19 protein-coding genes are annotated in these 18,667 nt (G+C 64.8%); 17 read left to right on the top strand and 2 right to left on the bottom strand.

The genetic code is table 11. The features are described 5' to 3' along the window. The first annotated feature begins 51 nt into the window (after positions 1 to 51). Genes B2585_RS09075 through tspO form a run of 3 tightly spaced genes read left to right on the top strand, consistent with a single transcriptional unit; the run spans position 52 to position 3,121 of the window. The gene (locus B2585_RS09075) at positions 52 to 1,605 is read left to right on the top strand and encodes a phytoene desaturase (RefSeq protein WP_292022175.1); all 1,554 of its coding nucleotides are present in this window, start codon (positions 52 to 54) and stop codon (positions 1,603 to 1,605) included. After that, positions 1,602 to 2,648, top strand: a complete 1,047-nt coding sequence (gene crtB / locus B2585_RS09070) for a 15-cis-phytoene synthase (protein ID WP_292022173.1) — start codon at positions 1,602 to 1,604, stop codon at positions 2,646 to 2,648. The genes B2585_RS09075 and crtB overlap by 4 nt, the downstream gene beginning before the upstream one ends. Further along, entirely contained in the window at positions 2,645 to 3,121 is a 477-nt protein-coding gene (tspO, locus tag B2585_RS09065; RefSeq protein ID WP_292022171.1) for a tryptophan-rich sensory protein TspO, read from the top strand. Before crtB ends, tspO begins: the two co-directional genes overlap by 4 nt. 3 nt (positions 3,122 to 3,124) lie before the next feature. Here the strand turns inward: tspO and crtC are convergent, their stop codons facing one another. Together crtC and crtD are read right to left on the bottom strand one after the other, a co-directional pair. Beyond that, a complete protein-coding gene (gene crtC / locus B2585_RS09060) occupies positions 3,125 to 3,997 on the bottom strand; it encodes a carotenoid 1,2-hydratase (RefSeq protein ID WP_292022778.1) in 873 nt (290 codons plus the stop codon). Beyond that, positions 3,961 to 5,532 carry a 1-hydroxycarotenoid 3,4-desaturase CrtD gene (crtD, locus tag B2585_RS09055; RefSeq protein ID WP_292022168.1) on the bottom strand — a complete coding sequence of 524 codons (1,572 nt, stop codon included), beginning with the start codon at positions 5,530 to 5,532 and terminating at the stop codon, positions 3,961 to 3,963. The genes crtC and crtD overlap by 37 nt, the downstream gene beginning before the upstream one ends. Before the next feature lie 92 nt (positions 5,533 to 5,624). On the opposite strand from crtD, the gene B2585_RS09050 reads away from it, so the two are divergent. From B2585_RS09050 to dxs, 14 genes are all read left to right on the top strand, one after another. Continuing rightward, positions 5,625 to 6,488, top strand: a complete 864-nt coding sequence (locus B2585_RS09050) for a polyprenyl synthetase family protein (protein ID WP_292022167.1) — start codon at positions 5,625 to 5,627, stop codon at positions 6,486 to 6,488. Between the two features lie 2 nt (positions 6,489 to 6,490). After that, the gene (locus B2585_RS09045; RefSeq protein ID WP_339717918.1) at positions 6,491 to 7,615 is read left to right on the top strand and encodes a methyltransferase; all 1,125 of its coding nucleotides are present in this window, start codon (positions 6,491 to 6,493) and stop codon (positions 7,613 to 7,615) included. A 124-nt stretch (positions 7,616 to 7,739) separates the two neighbouring features. Next, positions 7,740 to 8,681: a chlorophyll synthesis pathway protein BchC gene (bchC, locus tag B2585_RS09040; protein WP_292022162.1), complete on the top strand. Its 942-nt coding sequence runs from the start codon at positions 7,740 to 7,742 to the stop codon at positions 8,679 to 8,681. Continuing rightward, positions 8,678 to 9,679, top strand: a complete 1,002-nt coding sequence (locus B2585_RS09035) for a chlorophyllide a reductase iron protein subunit X (protein WP_292022160.1) — start codon at positions 8,678 to 8,680, stop codon at positions 9,677 to 9,679. The genes bchC and B2585_RS09035 overlap by 4 nt, the downstream gene beginning before the upstream one ends. After that, positions 9,666 to 9,818 carry a hypothetical protein gene (locus B2585_RS09030; RefSeq protein ID WP_292022158.1) on the top strand — a complete coding sequence of 51 codons (153 nt, stop codon included), beginning with the start codon at positions 9,666 to 9,668 and terminating at the stop codon, positions 9,816 to 9,818. The genes B2585_RS09035 and B2585_RS09030 overlap by 14 nt, the downstream gene beginning before the upstream one ends. Continuing rightward, positions 9,815 to 11,386: a chlorophyllide a reductase subunit Y gene (gene bchY / locus B2585_RS09025; RefSeq protein WP_292022155.1), complete on the top strand. Its 1,572-nt coding sequence runs from the start codon at positions 9,815 to 9,817 to the stop codon at positions 11,384 to 11,386. The genes B2585_RS09030 and bchY overlap by 4 nt, the downstream gene beginning before the upstream one ends. After that, positions 11,386 to 12,858, top strand: a complete 1,473-nt coding sequence (bchZ, locus tag B2585_RS09020; RefSeq protein ID WP_292022153.1) for a chlorophyllide a reductase subunit Z — start codon at positions 11,386 to 11,388, stop codon at positions 12,856 to 12,858. The genes bchY and bchZ overlap by 1 nt, the downstream gene beginning before the upstream one ends. A gap of 3 nt (positions 12,859 to 12,861) precedes the next feature. Further along, complete coding sequence (gene pufQ, locus B2585_RS09015) at positions 12,862 to 13,086, top strand: cytochrome PufQ (RefSeq protein WP_292022152.1); 225 nt, start codon at positions 12,862 to 12,864, stop codon at positions 13,084 to 13,086. Between the two features lie 136 nt (positions 13,087 to 13,222). Then, a complete protein-coding gene (gene pufB, locus B2585_RS09010; protein ID WP_292022150.1) occupies positions 13,223 to 13,372 on the top strand; it encodes a light-harvesting antenna LH1, beta subunit in 150 nt (49 codons plus the stop codon). Between the two features lie 12 nt (positions 13,373 to 13,384). Continuing rightward, the gene (gene pufA, locus B2585_RS09005) at positions 13,385 to 13,552 is read left to right on the top strand and encodes a light-harvesting antenna LH1, alpha subunit (RefSeq protein WP_292022148.1); all 168 of its coding nucleotides are present in this window, start codon (positions 13,385 to 13,387) and stop codon (positions 13,550 to 13,552) included. A 121-nt stretch (positions 13,553 to 13,673) separates the two neighbouring features. Further along, positions 13,674 to 14,498, top strand: coding sequence for a photosynthetic reaction center subunit L (pufL, locus tag B2585_RS09000; RefSeq protein ID WP_292022146.1), 825 nt, complete (start codon positions 13,674 to 13,676; stop codon positions 14,496 to 14,498). Positions 14,499 to 14,512: 14 nt separating this feature from the next. Then, positions 14,513 to 15,499, top strand: a complete 987-nt coding sequence (pufM, locus tag B2585_RS08995; protein WP_292022144.1) for a photosynthetic reaction center subunit M — start codon at positions 14,513 to 14,515, stop codon at positions 15,497 to 15,499. 3 nt (positions 15,500 to 15,502) lie between these two features. Then, positions 15,503 to 16,621, top strand: a complete 1,119-nt coding sequence (gene pufC, locus B2585_RS08990) for a photosynthetic reaction center cytochrome PufC (RefSeq protein ID WP_292022142.1) — start codon at positions 15,503 to 15,505, stop codon at positions 16,619 to 16,621. Between the two features lie 98 nt (positions 16,622 to 16,719). Further along, positions 16,720 to 18,648, top strand: a complete 1,929-nt coding sequence (dxs, locus tag B2585_RS08985; protein ID WP_292022140.1) for a 1-deoxy-D-xylulose-5-phosphate synthase — start codon at positions 16,720 to 16,722, stop codon at positions 18,646 to 18,648. Positions 18,649 to 18,667 lie beyond the last annotated feature (19 nt).

Here is an 18,667-nt window from a genome sequence, read left to right as displayed (position 1 = left end):
AAGGGAAATCATCCAACTTGTAAACTTAACTAGACAGTCGTAGGATTTCTTATGTTTACACGTCTGGACTCCGGCCCATCCACACAAATCCCGCTTCGGACGGGGCCCAGTGCGCTCGTCATCGGCGCTGGGCTGGGCGGGCTCGCCGCGGCGATGCGGCTGGGCGCCAAGGGTTACCGCGTCACGGTCATGGACAGGCTCGACCAGCCCGGCGGGCGCGGCACATGCCTGCGTCGCGAGGGCCACCGTTTCGACCTCGGGCCTACCATCGTGACGGCCCCGCAGATTCTGCGTGAGCTCTGGCAGACCTGTGGACGAGACTTCGATTCCGAGGTGGATCTGCGGGCGCTGGATCCGTTCTACGAAATTCGATGGGAGGACGGTTCGCGCTTCACCGCGCGGCAGGATGCGCAGGATATAGAAGCGGAAGTCGCACGGCTGTCGCCCGAAGACCGCGAAGGGTACGCCAGGTTCGTGGCCGACAGCGCCAAACGCTACACCTTCGGATTCGAAACCCTCGGACGGCGGCCGATGCACCGGCTCATGGATATCGTGAAGGTCTTACCGACCTTCGCCACGCTGCGTGCCGACCGCTCTGTCCATGCCCATGTCGCGCGCCGTATCCGCGACCCGCGCCTGCGCATGGCCTTGTCGTTCCACCCGCTGTTCATCGGAGGCGACCCGTTCCGCGTCACGTCGATCTATACGCTGGTGAGCCATCTGGAGAAGGCCTTCGGCGTCCATTATGTCATCGGCGGTGTTGCCGAACTCGCCGCCGCGATGGCGCGTGTGATCGAAGGGCAGGGTGGCCGGTTCCTGTGGCAGACCGAGGCCGACGAGGTCATCCTGAAGCAAGGACGCGCGTGCGCGGTGCGAACCCGCGGCGGGGATACGGTCGAGGCCGACCTGATCGTCTCGAACGCGGATGCAGGTCATACTTACGAGACTCTTCTTCGCAACGCGCCGCGCCGCCGGTGGACGAAGGCGAAACTTCGCAAGAGCCGCTGGTCCATGGGGTTGTTCGTTTGGTACTTCGGCACGAAGGGCACCCGGGACAAGTGGAAGGACGTCGGCCACCACACGATCCTGAACGGCCCTCGGTATGAGGGGCTGGTGCGCGACATCTTTCGCAATGGACGCCTGTCAGACGACATGAGCCTTTATGTCCACCGGCCCGCCGTGACCGACCCGACAGTCGCACCGGACGGTGATGACACGTTTTATGCGCTCAGTCCGGTGCCGCACCTGGGCCATGCCGATCCGGTGGACTGGCAGACCGAAGCCGAGCCCTACCGGCAGAAAGTGCTCGACACGCTCGAGCGCCAGCTGCTTCCGGGCCTGCGTCAGCACCTGACAGCGAGCGAAGTGTTCACGCCCGAGACGTTTCGCGACCGGTATCTCAGCCCGTTCGGCTCCGGTTTCTCGATCGAGCCGCGCATCCTCCAAAGCGCCTGGTTCCGACCGCATAACGTGGTCGAAGAGGTGCCGGGGCTGTTTCTTGTCGGCGCCGGAACGCACCCCGGTGCAGGTCTGCCGGGTGTGATTTCGAGCGCGGAAGTGCTCGGGCAATTGGTGCCGGATGCGGCGGAGGTGGCCATCCCATGATTGACCAGAGTGACCTCGACTATTGCGCCGGCGCGATCCGCCACGGCTCCCGCTCCTTTCACGCTGCGTCCCGCGTTCTGCCGCGCAGCCTTCGCGACCCGGCGCTGGCGCTTTATGCGTTCTGCCGCTGCGCGGACGACGCTGTCGATTTGAATGATAGCAAGGCGCAGGCTGTCGCAAGCCTGCGAACCCGCCTTGACTTGTGCTATGAAGGCCGCCCTCGCAACGCGCCCGAGGACCGGGCTTTCACCGGTATCATCGAGACCTTCGACATGCCACGAGCGCTGCCCGAAGCCCTGCTCGAAGGCTTCGAATGGGACGCCGAGAGCCGTGAATACCGCAGTCTGGCGGATCTTCGCGCCTACGCTGCGCGCGTGGCCGCGACCGTTGGCGCGATGATGTGTGTGCTGATGGGCGTGCGCGACGCCGACGCGCTTGCGCGCGCTTGCGACCTTGGCGTCGCAATGCAACTCACCAATATCGCCCGCGACGTGGGTGAAGATGCGCGTGAAGGGCGGCTTTACCTGCCCCTGGACTGGCTCGACGAAGTTGGCCTTCACCGAGAGTGTATCCTTCACCGGCCGGAACCGTCGGCCGCCCTCGCGGACCTCGTGAAGCGCCTCCTGCGCGAGGCTGACGCGCTTTATGTTCGGTCCGAGGCCGGGATCGGCGCGGTGCCACTTTCCTGCCGACCGGGGCTGTTCGCCGCGCGGTTCATCTATGCTGGGATCGGGACGCAACTCGCGGCCTTGGGGCACGATTCCGTAAAACACCGCGCGCGCACGAATGGTTCGCAAAAACTGGGTTGGCTCTTCCTCTCGGGACTGCGGGCTGGTGCGACCGTCCTAATGCCACGCTCCCCCGTCATCCACGCCGCCGCTCTTCCCGAAGCCGCTTTTCTGGTTCAGGCGGCGGCCCGCCCGGCTCCGAACTCCTGGCGCGGAGAGGTGCTCCTGAATACCTTCGCCCGCCTCAAGGCCCAGGACCTCGAGGCGAAGGGTGCATTGATCGGTGGAGGGTTCGACCCCAAGTCCATCATATGATCTGGATTTGCTTCTTCATATTTCTCGCCGCCTGCTTCGCAGCGGGCACGACCGGGAGTCTGTTTCCGCCCGGCAAATGGTACGAAGACCTCGAAAAGCCCCGCTGGGTTCCGCCCAACTGGGTTTTCCCGGTGGTCTGGACCACGCTTTATCTCTGCATTGCAGCCGCAGGTGCGCGTCTTGCGGTCACCGAAGGCAATGCCATTGCGATGGCCTTCTGGGCGCTTCAGATCGCCTTGAACGTGCTCTGGACTCCGATGTTTTTCGGGCTGGGGCGCATGCGGGACGGGATGATCGTGATCTCTGGGCTCTGGATCGCCGTCGCTGGGTGCATGATTGCGGGCTTCCAGATCGACCCGATCTCGGGTCTTCTGTTCGCACCCTACCTCGTCTGGGTGACGATCGCTTCTGCGCTCAACTTCTCGGTGATGCGCCTGAACCCGAACGCCGACGCATCGGTGCGCACTGCCTGACCCTCAGTCGACGTGCCAGGTTTCACGCCGCGGCACACGGACCGCAAGCATTGGCTTGAGCAGCGGCGAGCGAAACCGCCGCAAGTCGAGCGTCTCATGCACTCCGGTCGTCTCCTCTCCGTCGATTTGCGTACGCACGGCAGACCGGCAATAAAACGGCGCGTCCAGCATCGGCTTGACTTGCCGGGGCCGGTAGCCGGGATCGGCGCGGGTTGAGCGCGCGAGCCCCCACAGGCTGCGGCTGAGCGGCGCCGGGGGTATGTCCGCTGACGCACCTACTGTTCCATCGGTGGCAAAGTGCATCTGTGAGTTCAGGGTGCTGCCGTCCCGACGCGTTGCGTCGTAGAAACAAGTCGCCCCGCCGGACAACGGGAATCGCCCCCAGGTCCAGTCGCTGAAATCCGCCTCAAGCGCGCGCGTGCCGAAATTCGCGTCGAAGTAACCGTGGCCCTGCCAGTCCCATCCGGGCGCATCCAGGGCCACGTCGACGGTGCAAGTGGGCGCGAACGGACGCCAGACATGCGCGCCGTCATCTGTCAGGGGGAGTTCCACATGGGTTACGGCGCTGGGCGTGACCGTGATGCGCCCGCGCACCCGTCCTAGCAGGGGAAGCGCCCCGCGCTCGTCAATATCGATGAGGAGCTGCCCGCCCGCCCATCGCATCTGCGAGGGGCCGATGGTCAGCGTATCCGGGGTCTGACGCAGCGCCGAACGTCCCCGGTCGGTCATGGTAAACCTGCCGCCGGAGCCGTAGGTCGCGACATTCATGCAGACGTGGTTCTCGGGCGCGCGCCGTCCCGACCATGCGTACCAAGGCGAAAAGACCGAACCGATGAAAGCTATGACGCTGAGCGCGCGGGTTTCGTCTGCGTTGATGGCGTCGACGTACCACCAGGCGTAGCCGTTCGCCGGGACACTGAGGTCGAACCGTGGTCGGTCATGATCGCCTCGGCCGCGTGCTGGCCGGAGAGCGCCGCCATCGGCACGCCCGCCCCCGGATGGGTTCCGCCCCCCGCGAGATACAGTCCCGGGATCGCCGTGCGCGCGGTCGGTCTGCGAAACGCCGCCATCATCCCGTGCGGGCTCTGGCCGTAGATCGCTCCCGCCGAATGCGGAAACATTCTCTCGAAATCCGCGGGCGTCGTCAGAGCCTGTGCTCCCGGCATCGGATTGAAGGTCAGGCCGAAGCGGGCGAGCGCGTCGAAGGTGCGTGTCTGGCATGTCTGAGGGCTTTCATGGCGCGCACTAATGTCGATTGGTGGCGCATTGGCGATGATTTCGAACCGCTCTGTCGGCGGCGGCGCTGCGGTCGCGCGGTCAAGCGCGCATATGTACAACGTTGGCGAAGGTGCCAGCCGCCCTTGTCCGAGCGCATCGAACTCTGTCTGGGGGTCGTCGCGGAAGAAGACGTTGTGAAGAGCGAGGTTCGGGCCTTGGGGATGGGCCGCAAACGTCCAGACTTCGGCCGAGAGGCTGCGCGGAATCCGCCGCGTCTGCGGTGCGACGTGTTCGACGTCTGGCCCGAGCCCACCCATCGCGAGCGCCCGGGGATCGCCATTGAACAAGACCCGGTCGCAGGGAATCCGGGAGCCATCTGAGAGGAGGGCACCGCAGACGCCCGCGCTGGCGGCTTCGAGCCTGTCGACATGTGTGCCCATACGGATCTCGGCACCGTAGGAAGTGGCGAGCTCGGCCATCGCCGCGGCAAGTCGGTGCATTCCGCCCTTCACGGCCCAGACGCCTTCGGACTCGGCCTGCCAGATGAGTGCGAGCAGGGCGGGGGAGCGGTCGGGCGCGCCACCGACATAGGTCGCATAGCGCCCGAAAAGCTGCGCGAGTCGAGGGTCCGAGAAACTGTTGTCCAGCAGGGCGGCGAGGCTGCGGCCCGGAGCCGTCGCACCGACAAGGCCCGGGTGCCGCAGCATCTTCCGGGAGATCGCGAGGAAATTGGGGCGCGGGGCGCGCATGACGGGGTCGTCGAAGGCATCGAACAGGCGCCTGGCGCGTGCGCTGAAGGCGCGAAACTCCCGCTCCGAGCGCGCGCCCGAGAACGTGCGGATCGCCGAGCAGCTTGCCTCCGGGTCGTCGAAGAGGTCGAGGGAACTGCCGTCGGGCCAGAAATGCCGCGCCAAGAGGTTCTGCCGGATCAAAGTGATATGGTCCTCAAGGCGCGCGCCGACAGCCTCGAAGAGCGCGTCGAACACCGACCGCAGCGTCAGCACCGTCGGCCCCGCGTCGATTGGACCGGCGGATGAAGGAACTGCGCGCATCTTGCCGCCGGGCGCGGCAAGGCGGTCCAGCACGGTGACGGCATAACCAGCATGCGACAGGCGCAGCGCCGCCGCGAGACCGGCAACACCGGCGCCAACGACGACCACCCGCGCGCGTTCCTTGAAGATGGTCGGTGCCATGCGGGAAGTGTTGACTCGTGACTGTCCTGTGTCCAGTCTATATTACACAAATAGTGTAAGTTAGAATTTACACATAAGGATTGGAGTGCCTCATGGACCTGACGGACCGCATCGATTCAGCGGTGACTGCCGCACTGGCACGCGCAAATCGCGGGCATCCGCCCGAACGACTCGCCAAGGCCCTGTCGTATGCGACACTCCCTGGCGGGGCGCGAATCCGACCTACCTTGCTCCTCTCCGTGGCTGCCGCTTGCGGTGACGATCGACCGGCCTTGTCCGACTCGGCCGCCGCAGCATTGGAACTCATTCACTGTGCGAGTCTCGTCCATGACGACCTGCCCTGTTTCGACGATGCGGATACCCGTCGCGGCAAGCCTTCCGTTCACCGTGCCTATTCGGAGCCGCTGGCGGTTCTCACTGGCGACAGCCTGATCCTGCTTGCCTTCGACGTGGTCGCCCAGGCCGGTGACGACGCACGCGTTGTCGGGCTCGTGCGCGTGCTCGCCAAGCGCACCGGCATGCCGTTCGGCATCTGCGCGGGGCAGGGGTGGGAGAGTGAGCCGGAGATGGACCTCGCTGAATACCACCGCGCCAAGACCGCCGCGCTCTTTGTCGCCGCGACACAGATGGGTGCCATTTCGGCCGGTCACGATCCGGAGGCATGGGAAGATCTGGGCGCCTTGATCGGCGAGGCGTTCCAGGTCGCCGATGATCTGAGGGATGCGGAGCAGGATGCCGAAAGCCTCGGCAAGCCCGTGCAGCAGGACGCGCTCCATGGACGGCCGAACGCGGTGGCCGAACTGGGCGTAGATGGGGCGTTCGCCCGATTGAACGACATCCTTGCCGGGGCCATTGCCTCGATCCCCTCCTGTCCAGGTGAAGCCGCCCTCGCGCGTATGGTGCGAGCGCAGGCCGACCGGATCGTACCGCGTCAGCTGGCCCGGAAACGGGCCTGAAAATGGAAGCCGGGCGCGGTCCCATGAGGCGCGCGCGCGGCTTTCGGCTCGACCGGGCGATAGCCCGGCCTGACGTTCAAAGCTTATTGGCCCGATTGCCTGTCGCCCGCTGGATGGCGCGTCGCGATGGGGCGGATATTTTCGATATATTGCAGGGGTTTGTAGCATCACAAGTGCTGTCAGCCCTGATGGAGTTCGGTGTGCTCCATCGCCTGCTCGATCGCCCGGACACGCTGGAATCCCTCGCGCTCACGTGTGGGCTGTCACGGGAGAAAATGGATCTTCTTCTGCGGGCCGGTGTCGCTTTGCGGCTGCTCAAGAAAAAGCGCAACGGGCGATATGCGCTCGCCCGGCGCGGCGCGGCTATTCTGGGCGTGCCGGGGCTCGAAGCGATGATCGCTCACAACCGGGCATTCTACCGTGACATGAGCGATCCTGCGGCGTTGCTGCGTGGGTCGGGCGAGACCGAACTCGCGGGCTTTTGGTCCTATGTGCTCGACGCGGGGCATGGTGTGCAAGCCGAGGAAGCTCAGCGGTATTCCGAGCTCATGGCGGGGTCGCAGGCACTCGTTGCGGAGGATACGCTGAGGCAGGTCTCGCTCAAGGGTGTTGGCAGGCTCATGGATGTGGGCGGTGGTGCGGGCGCCTTTCTCGATGCCGCGCTCACCGCCTATCCCGACCTGTCGGCGATGTTGCTCGATCTTCCGGACGTGGTCCGCCTCGCCAGCAACCGATTCTCTCAATCCGGCCGCGACTCGCGTGTCACGCTTTACCCGCGCAGTTTCCGGACGGGGCCGTTGCCGGAGGGCGCGGATGCAATATCGCTGGTGCGCGTTCTCTACGACCATGAGGACCGGACGGTCGCTGATCTGCTCGCCCGCGCGTTCGTTGCGCTCCCTCCGGGCGGTCGGCTGATCGTGTCCGAGCCGATGTCCGGCGGGCGGCGTCCGGATCGCGCCACTGACGTCTATTTCGCCTTCTACACGATGGCGATGGGAACCGGCCGGGTCCGGTCTCAAGCCCGGGTTGCCGGGATGCTGCGCGAGGCCGGTTTCGACGGAATCGAGACCCCGCGCACCCGGCGGTCTTTCGTCACGTCTGTCGTGACGGCCGTAAAGCCAACCTGACAGTCTAACCTCAAAAATGTAAACTTAGATTGACACACGGAAGTGTCTCGATACACTGACATTCAGCGTTTGGGCCAATTTGCCGCAGCAATCTGCGACACGGACCCGGACACGGGAGGTCACCATGAGAACACAGGCTGTCGTGCTGAACGGACCCAGGGATCTGACGCTGGAAAGCGTTGCCCTGATCGCTCCGGGAGCAGGCGACGTCGTGGTCGACATCGACTTCTCGGGGATTTCCACGGGCACCGAAAAACTGTTCTGGACCGGCGAGATGCCCCCGTTCCCAGGCATGGGCTATCCGCTCGTTCCGGGCTACGAGGCGACCGGGGAAGTGGTCGAAGCCGACCGCGCATCGGGATACCGACCCGGCGACCGGGTCTTCGTGCCTGGCGCGAATTGCTACGACGGAGCCTTCGGACTGTTCGGCGGCGCGGCCGGTCGGGTCGTAACCGGCGCGGACCGGGTTGTCCGGGTCGATCCGGCGCTCGGCGCCGACGGCGCGCTTCTGGCGCTCGCGGCAACTGCGCGGCACGCGATGGCGGGTCTCGGCCACGCCATGCCTGAGCTCATCGTTGGCCATGGCGTCATGGGCCGGCTTCTTGCCCGCCTGACGCTGGCCGCCGGCGCGCCGGCCCCCACGGTCTGGGACACAGCGCCGGAGCGGCGCACAGGCGCACTGGGTTACGAGGTTCTGGCGCCCGAAGAAGATCCTCGCCGCGACTATCACACGATCTACGACGCCACTGGCGACCCGGACGTGCTCGATAGCCTGATCGGACGGCTTGCCCATGGCGGTGAGGTTGTTCTGGCCGGGTTCTACGCAAACGACGTGCATTTCAAGTATCCCCCCGCCTTCATGAAGGAGGCGCGGCTGAGGATTGCCGCCGAATGGACGCGCGACGACCTGACCGCAACGGCGTCGCTGGTCGCCAGCGGTGCGCTCAGCCTCGGTGGCCTGATCACGCATACCGCCCCCGCAAATTCCGCTCCGGACGCCTATCAGACCGCGTTCGGCGAGGCGGCCTGCCTCAAAATGGTTCTGAACTGGAAGGAAACGGCATGAAAGACGACGTCCCGCAACTTACGGACTTCGCCCAACGCCTGCGCGACGAGGCCAACGAAGACCTCGCCGATCAGGTGACGCAGGAGCCAACCAAGAAGACCCAGATCATCGCGATCTACGGCAAGGGCGGCATCGGCAAATCTTTCACATTGGCCAATCTTAGCCACATGATGGCCGAGCAGGGCAAACGCGTCCTGCTTATCGGCTGCGATCCCAAGTCGGACACGACCAGCCTTCTCTTCGGCGGCAAGGCCTGCCCGACGATCATCGAGACCTCGACACAGAAGAACCTCTCGGGCGAGCAGGTTGCGATCGGCGATGTCTGCTTCAAGCGCGGCGGTGTCTTCGCGATGGAGCTTGGCGGGCCGGAGGTCGGCCGTGGATGCGGCGGTCGCGGGATCATCCATGGCTTCGAACTTCTTGAAAAGCTCGGGTTCCACGACTGGGACTTCGACTACGTTCTGCTCGACTTCCTCGGCGACGTGGTCTGCGGCGGCTTCGGCCTGCCCATCGCCCGCGACATGGCCCAGAAGGTCATCCTCGTCGCGTCGAACGACCTTCAGTCGCTCTATGTCGCCAACAACGTCTGCTCGGCGGTGGAATATTTCCGCAAGATGGGCGGCAACGTCGGGGTGGCCGGGCTGGTCATCAACAAGGACGACGGCTCGGGCGAGGCGCAGGCCTTTGCCGAAGTCGCGGGCATCCCCGTGCTGGCCGCGATCCCGCAGGACGATGACCTGCGCAAGAAGTCGGCAAATTACCAGATCGTCGGCTCCGCCAAGAGCCAATGGGGTGGCCTGTTCGCCGAGTTGGCCGAGGCCGTCTCGCTTGCACCCCCGGTGCGCCCGACGCCGCTCGACCAAGACGGGCTGCTCGGCCTGTTCGACGGGTCCGAAACCGGCGAGGGAATCACGCTTGAACCCGCGACGGACGCCGACATGCGCGGCAAGAACGCAGTCCCGACCGAAAGCCTGGAGGTGATCTATGACGACGCATGACGCCCTGCGCGGACCGGCGCGTGACGAGATCACCCGGCAACTTTTGCAAAACGCCCGTCCGGAGCAGATTCTGCGCCTTCTGAAGGACATCGCCAAGACGGGCACCGACGGGTTTCCGCCCGTTCAGGGGGCGGCATGACAGGCGAAGTCACATATGACGACAGCGCCGAGGTCGACGTGATCCGCGGCGAGGAGGCAACTTCCGCCACGCCACAAGCCGCGCCTCAGGCCGTGGACGGGCTTTCGTGCCAGTCCGGTGCCGAGTTCGAAAAGGCCGCCCGCGCGGCGGGATCGTCGGAAATCCTCGATCAATATGCCGCAGACTACCCGCAGGGCCCGCATGACAAGCCGCAGTCGATGTGCCCGGCATTCGGAAGCCTGCGCGTGGGTCTCAGGATGAAGCGCGTCGCGACGGTCCTGTCCGGCTCCGCCTGCTGCGTCTACGGGCTGACTTTTGTCTCGCATTTCTACGGCGCGCGCCGGTCGGTGGGCTATGTCCCATTCAATTCGGAAACGCTCGTGACCGGCAAGCTGTTCGAGGACATCCGAGACTCGGTTCACGAACTCGCAGACCCGGACCAGTTCGACGCCGTCATCGTCACCAATCTCTGCGTGCCGACGGCATCGGGTGTGCCGCTTCGGCTTCTTCCTTCCGAGATCAACGGCGTGCGCATCATTGGGATCGACGTGCCGGGCTTCGGTGTGCCGACCCACGCGGAAGCGAAGGACGTGCTCGCAGGTGCGATGCTCAACTACGCCCGCGCCGAGGTCGAGGCCGGTCCGGTTCCCGCCCCGGAAGGCGGTGTATCGGATCGTCCGACACTCACGCTTCTGGGAGAGATGTTCCCGGCCGATCCCGTGATGATCGGCCAGATGCTCGCCCCACTCGGCATCGCAGCTGGACCCGTGGTCCCGTGTCGCGAGTGGCGCGAGCTATATGCCGCGCTCGATTGCGGCGCGGTCGCTGCGATTCACCCGTTCTACACCGCCGCCATCCGCGAGTTCGAAGCCGCCGGACGTCCGATCATCGGCTCTGCACCGGTCGGCGTCGAAGGCACCGCCAACTGGCTCGAAGCCGTCGGAAATGCGTTCAACGTTTCTGCCGAAGACATCGCCGCTGCGAAAAACGCTTTCCTGCCCGCGATCAAGGGTGCGCTCGCCGCAGCGCCGATCAACGGCCGCGTGACGGTCTCGGGGTACGAAGGCAGCGAACTCATCGTCGCCCGCCTCCTTATCGAAAGCGGGGCCGAGGTGCCGTACGTCGGAACAGCCTGCGCCAAGTCGCCCTGGTCGGCGGATGATGCCGAGTGGCTGCGCGCCCGTGGGGCGACCGTCAAATTCCGGGCCTCGCTCGAAGACGATTGCGCCGCGATGGAAGCGTTCGCTCCTGACCTCGCCATCGGCACGACGCCGGTGGTGCAGAAGGCCAAGGAGCGTGGAACGCCGGCGCTCTATTTCACCAATCTGATTTCCGCGCGCCCCCTCATGGGGCCGGCGGGTGCCGGAAGCCTTGCCGAAGTGGTCAATGCGGCCATCGCGGGCAAGGCCCGGATGGGCCGGATGCGCGATTTCTTCGAGGGCGTGGGTCAGGGCGACACCGCCGGGATCTGGGAAGGCGCACCGAACCTGCGTCCGGATTTCCGCGCGCTGAACCAGAAGAAACTCGAAAAGAAAGAACGCGCCCGCAAGGCGCAGGAGATGATCTGATGCTGATCCAGGATCATGACAGGGCCGGAGGATACTGGGGGGCGGTCTATGCCTTCTGCGCCATCAAGGGCCTTCAGGTCGTGATCGACGGACCGGTCGGGTGCGAGAACCTGCCGGTGACGTCGGTTCTCCACTATACCGATGCCCTTCCGCCGCATGAGCTGCCCATCGTCGTGACGGGACTTGGCGAGGAAGAACTTGGTCGGGCCGGGACCGAGGGTGCGATGAAGCGCGCCTGGGAGGCGCTGGACCCCGCGCTGCCTGCGGTGGTCGTCACGGGGTCGATCGCCGAGATGATCGGCGGCGGCGTCACGCCTCAGGGCACCTCGATTCAGCGGTTCCTGCCGCGCACGATCGACGAGGATCAATGGCAGTCGGCGGACCGGGCGATGACCTGGGCCTTTACCGAGTTCGGGATGACAAAGGGTCGGATGCCGACCGAGGCCAAGCGCGCCGAAGGTGACAAGCCCCGCGTGAACATTCTCGGACCCATGTACGGCACGTTCAACATGCCTTCGGACCTTGCCGAGATCCGGCGTCTGGTTGAAGGCATCGGGGCCGAGGTCAACATGGTGATGCCGCTGGGCTCCCATGTCGCCGAAATGCGCAAGCTGGTGAATGCCGACGTCAACCTCTGCATGTATCGTGAATTCGGTCGTGGACTGTGCGAGGTGCTGGGCAAGCCCTATCTGCAAGCGCCCATCGGGGTCGAGTCGACCACGCTTTTCTTGCGCAAGCTCGGTGATCTGACAGGCCTCGACCCGGAACCGTTCATCGAGCGCGAGAAGCACTCGACGATCAAGCCGCTCTGGGATCTGTGGCGGTCGGTCACGCAAGACTTCTTCGCGACGGCGAGCTTTGCGATTGTCGCAAACGAAACCTATGCCCGCGGTATCCGCCATTTCCTTGAAGGCGACATGGGACTGCCTTGCGCCTTCGCTGTCGCCCGCTCGGCCGGGACCAAGACTGACAACGTCGCGGTGCGTGCGATGATTTCGCAGAAACACCCGCTGATCGTGTTGGGTTCGATCAACGAGAAGATGTACCTGGCCGAAAGCGCCGGGGGCCACGGGCCGAAGCCCGCCTTCATCCCGGCAAGTTTTCCGGGCGCCGCGATCCGCCGCGCCACCGGCACGCCGATGATGGGCTATGCCGGGGCGACCTATCTGCTTCAGGAAGTTTGTAACGGGCTGTTCGACGCGCTGTTCCACATTCTGCCGCTCGCGAGCGACATGGATGCGGTCTCGGCGACGCCGACGCCGCTCAAGCGTGACTTCCCCTGGGACGAAGATGCCGCCCGCGCACTCGATGAGATCGTCGCGAGCCATCCGGTTCTGACAAGAATTTCCGCCGCGAAGACCCTGCGCGACGCTGCCGAGACGGCCGCGCTGCGTGACGGGGCAGATCGGGTCGTGCTCGAGACGGTACGCGCCCTGTCGCCCGATGCGGCACCCAGCAGAGAGGAGTGCTGATCCATGACGGTCTTTTCTTCCAACCCGCCCCCGAGGCGTCGCGCGCACAGCCGCCGAAGCCCGGAGTTCATCATCTACTTCACGCTCATCTTCTGTCTCGCGATCCCGATGGCCTGGCTGGCCTGGGTGCGCGACGTGATCCGGCTCAGGTCGCTCAACCATCTGGGACCGCTCGCGCGGGCCTGGTCGGATGCCGACCGGATCACGCCCATGATTTTCTCGGTCTGAGCCGCAAGGCCCGGATGTCGAGATCCGTTCTACCTGCCTGAATGGGTGGGTGGTGCCCGGAAGCCCCGCTCTGGCGGAGCCGATGGACCCGGCCGCGGGGAACGCGGCGTCAGCATAACGTTCCGGAGGAAAGTTCATGGCTGATAAGAACGACCTGTCCTTCACAGGTCTCACTGACGAGCAGGCCCAAGAGCTGCATTCTGTCTACATGAGCGGCCTCTGGCTGTTCACGGCGATTGCAATACTCGCGCACATCGCGACGTACATTTGGGCCCCCTGGTTCTGAGGAGGATCGACTATGTCCAACTTCTATAAGATCTGGCTCATTTTCGATCCGCGTCGAGTCTTCGTCGCGCAAGGGGTCTTTCTCTTCCTGTTGGCCGTCATGATCCACCTGGTGGTTCTGTCGAACGGCGTGAACTGGTTCGAGAATGCCGCGGAAGCGCGCTCGATGGCTGCGGAATGAACGCGAGCCAACTGCTCTGATACGGCTGCGGGCGGGTTCGCCCGCCCGCGGCGACCAATTCGGTTTCATTCCGGCTGCGCGGACGCCTAAGTCCGTCGGCAGGCCGGACGGGAGGTGATCCATGGCGCTACTCAGTTTCGAACGAAAATACCGGGTCCGCGGAGGGACGCTGGTAGGCGGCGATCTCTTCGATTTCTGGGTCGGACCCTTCTATGTCGGCTTCTTCGGAGTCACCACGATCTTCTTCGCGGCCCTTGGCACGATCCTGATCTTCTGGGGCGCCGCTCATCAGGGGACCTGGAACCCCTGGCTCATCAACATCGCGCCGCCGGACCTGTCATATGGTCTGGGCGCCGCGCCTCTCATGGAGGGCGGCCTGTGGCAGATCATCACGATCTGCGCGACAGGCGCTTTCATAAGTTGGGCGCTCAGAGAGGTCGAGATCTGCCGAAAACTGGGGATCGGATACCATGTGCCCTTCGCCTTCGGCTTTGCGATCCTCGCCTATGTCACGCTCGTGATCTTCCGCCCGCTTCTCATGGGCGCCTGGGGCTATGCCTTCCCATACGGGATTTTCAGTCACCTCGACTGGGTGTCCAACACCGGCTACGCCTACCTGCATTTCCACTATAACCCGGCGCATATGCTCGCGGTGTCGCTGTTCTTCGCGACCTGCTTCGCCCTGGCGCTCCACGGCGGCCTGATCCTGTCGGCTGCGAACCCCGAAAAGGGCGAAGAGATGAAGACGCCCGATCACGAGGACACGTTCTTCCGCGATTTCATCGGGTACTCGATCGGAACGCTGGGCATTCACCGGCTGGGCTTCCTGCTCGCCATCAACGCGGTGTTCTTCTCTGCCGTGTGCATCATCATCTCGGGCCCCGTCTGGACCAAGGGCTGGCCGGAGTGGTGGAACTGGTGGCTCGAACTGCCGCTGTGGCCGTGAAGGGGGACTGAACAATGGCCGAATATCAAAACATATTCACGCAGGTCCAGGTCCAGGGCGCCCCGGAAATGGGCATGGACAACGAAAACAACATGGCCGCCGAGCGGCTGGGCAAACCCGGCTTCAGCCGCCTGATCGGCTGGTTCGGGAACGCGCAGATCGGGCCGATCTACCTCGGATGGACCGGCATGGTCTCGGCGGCGACATTCGTGCTCTGCATGAACATCATCGGGATCAACATGCTGGCTCAGGTCGACTGGTCGATCACCGAGTTCCTGCGCCAGGGCTTCTGGCTCGCGCTCGAACCGCCGGGCCCGGAATGGGGGCTTTCCATTCCGCCACTGCAAGAGGGTGGGTGGTACATCATCGCCTCGTTCCTGCTTCTGGTCAGCGTGATGAGCTGGTGGGCGAGAACCTACCTGCTCGCGCAGGACCACAAGATGGGCAAACACGTTTTCTGGGCCTTTGGCGCCGCCATCTGGCTCTTTCTCGTGCTTGGCCTGTTCCGGCCGATCCTGATGGGCTCCTGGTCCGAGGCGGTGCCCTACGGCATCTTCCCACACCTCGACTGGACCACGGCCTTCAGCATTCGCTACGGTAACCTCTACTACAACCCGTTCCACGGTCTCTCGATCGTGTTCCTGTACGGCTCCTGCCTGCTCTTCGCGATGCACGGCGCCACGATCCTTGCCGTCAGCCGCTTCGGCGGCGACCGGGAACTCGAGCAGATCGTCGACCGGGGCACCGCCACCGAACGCGCCGCCCTCTTCTGGCGCTGGACGATGGGGTTCAATGCGACGATGGAGGGCATCCACCGCTGGGCGTGGTGGTTCGCGGTCCTCACGCCGATCACCGGCGGGATCGGTATCCTGCTCACCGGCACGGTCGTCGACAACTGGTTCATCTGGGCGCAGGAACACAACTTCGCCCCGGCTTACGACGGATCTTACGGCTACGACGCCTACGGCTCCTACGAAGCCTTCAACGGGCAGGGGGAGTGAGTCATGTTTGACTGGTATTCAAAGTGGAACCGTGAAAACCCGATCGACGTCGAGAGGCCGGTTTTCATCTTCGGCGCGGTCGGTGTCTTCGTCATCGCCGCGACGGCCCTGGTGGTCCTGGGTCAGCCGTTCAAGACTGACGGCCTCCAGACCGGTCCGCGTGGCACCGGCATGGCGGTGGTGAAGTTCGAAAGCACCCTCGCCACGCCCGACCCGGGCGCTGCGGACCTTTTCGAAGATCCGCCTTTCGTTCCGGAAGGGGGGGAGGACCTGGCCCGTGATATCTATGACAATGTAGAGGTGCTGGGCGATCTCACCGAGGACAACTTCAACCGCGTGATGGCCGCCATGACCCGCTGGGTCGCCCCGGAGCAGGGGTGCGCCTACTGCCATGGCGACGTTGATCTTGAAGACTACGGCAACGACGACCTCTACACCAAGGTGGTGTCGCGCCGGATGCTCGAGATGACCCAGAATATCAATGAAAACTGGGACATCCACGTCAACGCCAACAAGGAGGTGGGCGTCACCTGCTACACATGCCACCGGGGCGAGAACGTGCCGAGCGACATCTGGTTCCTCGAAACGCCAACCGTGATGGCCGCGAGCGGCTGGTCAGCCAATCAGAATGCCGTGACGCCTCTGAGCACATACACGTCGTTACCTTCAGACGCGCTCGAAGCTTACCTCCTGAACTACGAGACGATCGCGGTTCATGACCTCGAGTCCCGTGTCGCAGGCGTTCCGGGTCAGGACGGCTATCCTGCCATCCAGAATGCCGAGCGGACCTACGCCTTCATGAACTACATTGCGAACTCTCTGGGTGTGAACTGCACGCTGTGTCACAACACGCGCGCCTTCTACGATGGGGTGCAGGTGACGCCCCAGTGGAACACGGCCAGCCTTGGGATCGCGATGGTGCAGGAGCTGAACGAGGAATACCTCCTCCCGCTCAAGGACTTGTTGCCGGAGGAACGCCTTGGCGACCACGGCGATGCCCCCAAGGCCGCCTGCGCCACATGCCACAAGGGCCAGCAGCAGCCGCTGCGCGGCGCCAATGTGATCGGCGACTGGCCGGAACTCGCAGCGAGCGGCGCGCCGGACTACACCGCCGCCGACTGACATAACGGGCGGCCCGCACAGGGCCGCCCGACACCATCGCGCCGCCCGCGCCGGACCGACGTCGGCGACGCCCGACACTCGAACCTGAGGAGGCCGCGATGACCCATGCCAACCCACAGACCCCACGCCTCGACCGCGTCGCCGGCCCTGCCGATCTGCGCGGGTTGTCCGACACCGAACTGGGCCAACTGGCCGACGAATTGCGGGCCGAGCTTATCTCGGTCGTGTCTGAGACTGGCGGGCACCTGGGCTCGTCGCTCGGAGTTGTCGAATTGACCGTCGCGATCCATGCCGTGTTCAACACGCCGATGGACAAGCTTATCTGGGACGTGGGCCACCAATGCTATCCGCACAAGATCCTGACGGGTCGCCGCGACCGCATCCGCACACTGCGCAAGCAGGACGGGCTGTCCGGCTTCACCAAGCGGGCCGAGAGTCCATTCGACCCGTTCGGTGCCGCCCATTCCTCCACCTCGATCAGCGCGGCGCTGGGCTTTGCCGTTGGCAGAGACATGGGCCAGCCGGTGGGCGATTCCATCGCCGTCATCGGGGACGGAGCGATCAGCGCGGGCATGGCCTACGAGGCGCTGAACAATGCGGGAGCCGAAGGTCGCCGCCTGTTCGTGATCCTGAACGACAACGAAATGTCCATCGCGCCGCCCGTCGGCGCGATGTCTGCCTATCTCAGCCGACTGTGGGCGCAGGACCCGCTGGCGGGTATGCGCTCGATGGCGAGCGGGCTCGAAGACGCCATGCCGCAACCGATGCGCGAAGGCATGCGCCGTGCGCGCCAGCTCGTCACCGGCCTGCCGGGTGCGGGCACGTTGTTCGAGGAATTGGGCTTCGACTACGTCGGTCCGATCGACGGCCACGACATGACACAACTCCTGCCGGTCCTGCGCGCCGCGCGCACGCGCGCCAAGCGGCCCGTGCTCATCCATTGTTGCACCGTGAAGGGCAAGGGCTACACCCCGGCCGAGACGAGCGCGGACAAGTATCACGGCGTTTCCACCTTCGACGTCGACACGGGAACGCAGAAAAAATCTTCGGGCGGCGCGCCGAGCTATACCTCGGTCTTTGGCACGGCCCTCACGGATGCGGCTGCGCGTGACCCAGGTATTGTCGCGATCACGGCGGCGATGCCAGACGGCACCGGGCTTACCAAGATGGCCGAGCGGTTCCCCAAGCGGGTCTTCGACGTCGGGATCGCCGAACAACACGCGGTGACCTTCGCAGCCGGGATGGCGGCCAGCGGGCTCAAACCGTTCTGCGCGATCTATTCGACGTTCCTGCAAAGGGGCTACGACCAGATCGTGCATGATGTCGCGATCCAGGGGCTGCCGGTGCGTTTTGCAATCGACCGTGCGGGACTCGTCGGGGCCGACGGCGTCACCCATGCGGGCGCTTACGATGTCGCGTACCTCGCCTGCCTGCCCGGCTTCACTGTCATGGCTGCCGCGGACGAGGCGGAACTGGTTCACATGGTCGCCACGGCGGCCGCCCATGATGCCGGACCTATCGCGTTCCGCTATCCGCGCGGAGCGGGAACAGGTGTTGCGCTTCCTGATCGGGGCGAACCGCTCGACATCGGGCGCGGGCGCATCCTCCAGGAGGGCGAGGACATAGCAATACTGTCCTTCGGAGCGCATCTGACGGAATGTCGCGCGGCGGTCGCATTGCTCGAGGCCGAAGGCATGTCGGTCACGCTCGCCGATGCCCGTTTTGCCAAGCCGCTGGACACCAACTTGGTTTCGGCGCTGGCGCGGCGGCACAGGGTACTCATAACCGTTGAGCAGGGGGCCGAAGGCGGATTCAGCTCGCTCGTCATGCACCACCTTGCGCGCACGGGCGGCTTCGACCGTGGCATTGCGATCCGCAACGTTTGCCTCCCTGACCGCTTCATTCAGCAGGCAAGCCCTGCTCAGATGTACGAGGATGCGGGGATGACGGCCGCGGACATCGCCGCAACGGCGCGGCAAGCGTTTAGCCCGCGGTCGCTGGACCGGTCGCTGTCTGTGGTGAGCTAGAAGACGGAGCGCCGGACCG

The sequence above is a fragment of the Maritimibacter sp. UBA3975 genome (assembly GCF_002384975.1).
In the GTDB taxonomy this organism is placed as follows: Bacteria; Pseudomonadota; Alphaproteobacteria; order Rhodobacterales; family Rhodobacteraceae; genus Maritimibacter.
Note: the sequence above shows the minus strand (reverse complement) of the source record. Positions and strands in the feature narration are given on the sequence as shown.

Coding starts and splice junctions, on each gene's coding strand:
- bchY (WP_292022155.1), top strand. CDS start 9,815: ATGACAGGCGAAGTCACATATGACGACAGCGCCGAGGTCGACGTGATC.
- pufB (WP_292022150.1), top strand. CDS start 13,223: ATGGCTGATAAGAACGACCTGTCCTTCACAGGTCTCACTGACGAGCAG.
- pufL (WP_292022146.1), top strand. CDS start 13,674: ATGGCGCTACTCAGTTTCGAACGAAAATACCGGGTCCGCGGAGGGACG.
- crtD (WP_292022168.1), bottom strand. CDS start 5,532: ATGGCACCGACCATCTTCAAGGAACGCGCGCGGGTGGTCGTCGTTGGC.
- bchC (WP_292022162.1), top strand. CDS start 7,740: ATGAGAACACAGGCTGTCGTGCTGAACGGACCCAGGGATCTGACGCTG.
- pufC (WP_292022142.1), top strand. CDS start 15,503: ATGTTTGACTGGTATTCAAAGTGGAACCGTGAAAACCCGATCGACGTC.
- pufA (WP_292022148.1), top strand. CDS start 13,385: ATGTCCAACTTCTATAAGATCTGGCTCATTTTCGATCCGCGTCGAGTC.
- B2585_RS09045 (WP_339717918.1), top strand. CDS start 6,491: ATGGAAGCCGGGCGCGGTCCCATGAGGCGCGCGCGCGGCTTTCGGCTC.
- B2585_RS09035 (WP_292022160.1), top strand. CDS start 8,678: ATGAAAGACGACGTCCCGCAACTTACGGACTTCGCCCAACGCCTGCGC.
- pufQ (WP_292022152.1), top strand. CDS start 12,862: ATGACGGTCTTTTCTTCCAACCCGCCCCCGAGGCGTCGCGCGCACAGC.
- bchZ (WP_292022153.1), top strand. CDS start 11,386: ATGCTGATCCAGGATCATGACAGGGCCGGAGGATACTGGGGGGCGGTC.
- dxs (WP_292022140.1), top strand. CDS start 16,720: ATGACCCATGCCAACCCACAGACCCCACGCCTCGACCGCGTCGCCGGC.
- B2585_RS09050 (WP_292022167.1), top strand. CDS start 5,625: ATGGACCTGACGGACCGCATCGATTCAGCGGTGACTGCCGCACTGGCA.
- B2585_RS09075 (WP_292022175.1), top strand. CDS start 52: ATGTTTACACGTCTGGACTCCGGCCCATCCACACAAATCCCGCTTCGG.
- B2585_RS09030 (WP_292022158.1), top strand. CDS start 9,666: ATGACGACGCATGACGCCCTGCGCGGACCGGCGCGTGACGAGATCACC.
- pufM (WP_292022144.1), top strand. CDS start 14,513: ATGGCCGAATATCAAAACATATTCACGCAGGTCCAGGTCCAGGGCGCC.
- tspO (WP_292022171.1), top strand. CDS start 2,645: ATGATCTGGATTTGCTTCTTCATATTTCTCGCCGCCTGCTTCGCAGCG.
- crtB (WP_292022173.1), top strand. CDS start 1,602: ATGATTGACCAGAGTGACCTCGACTATTGCGCCGGCGCGATCCGCCAC.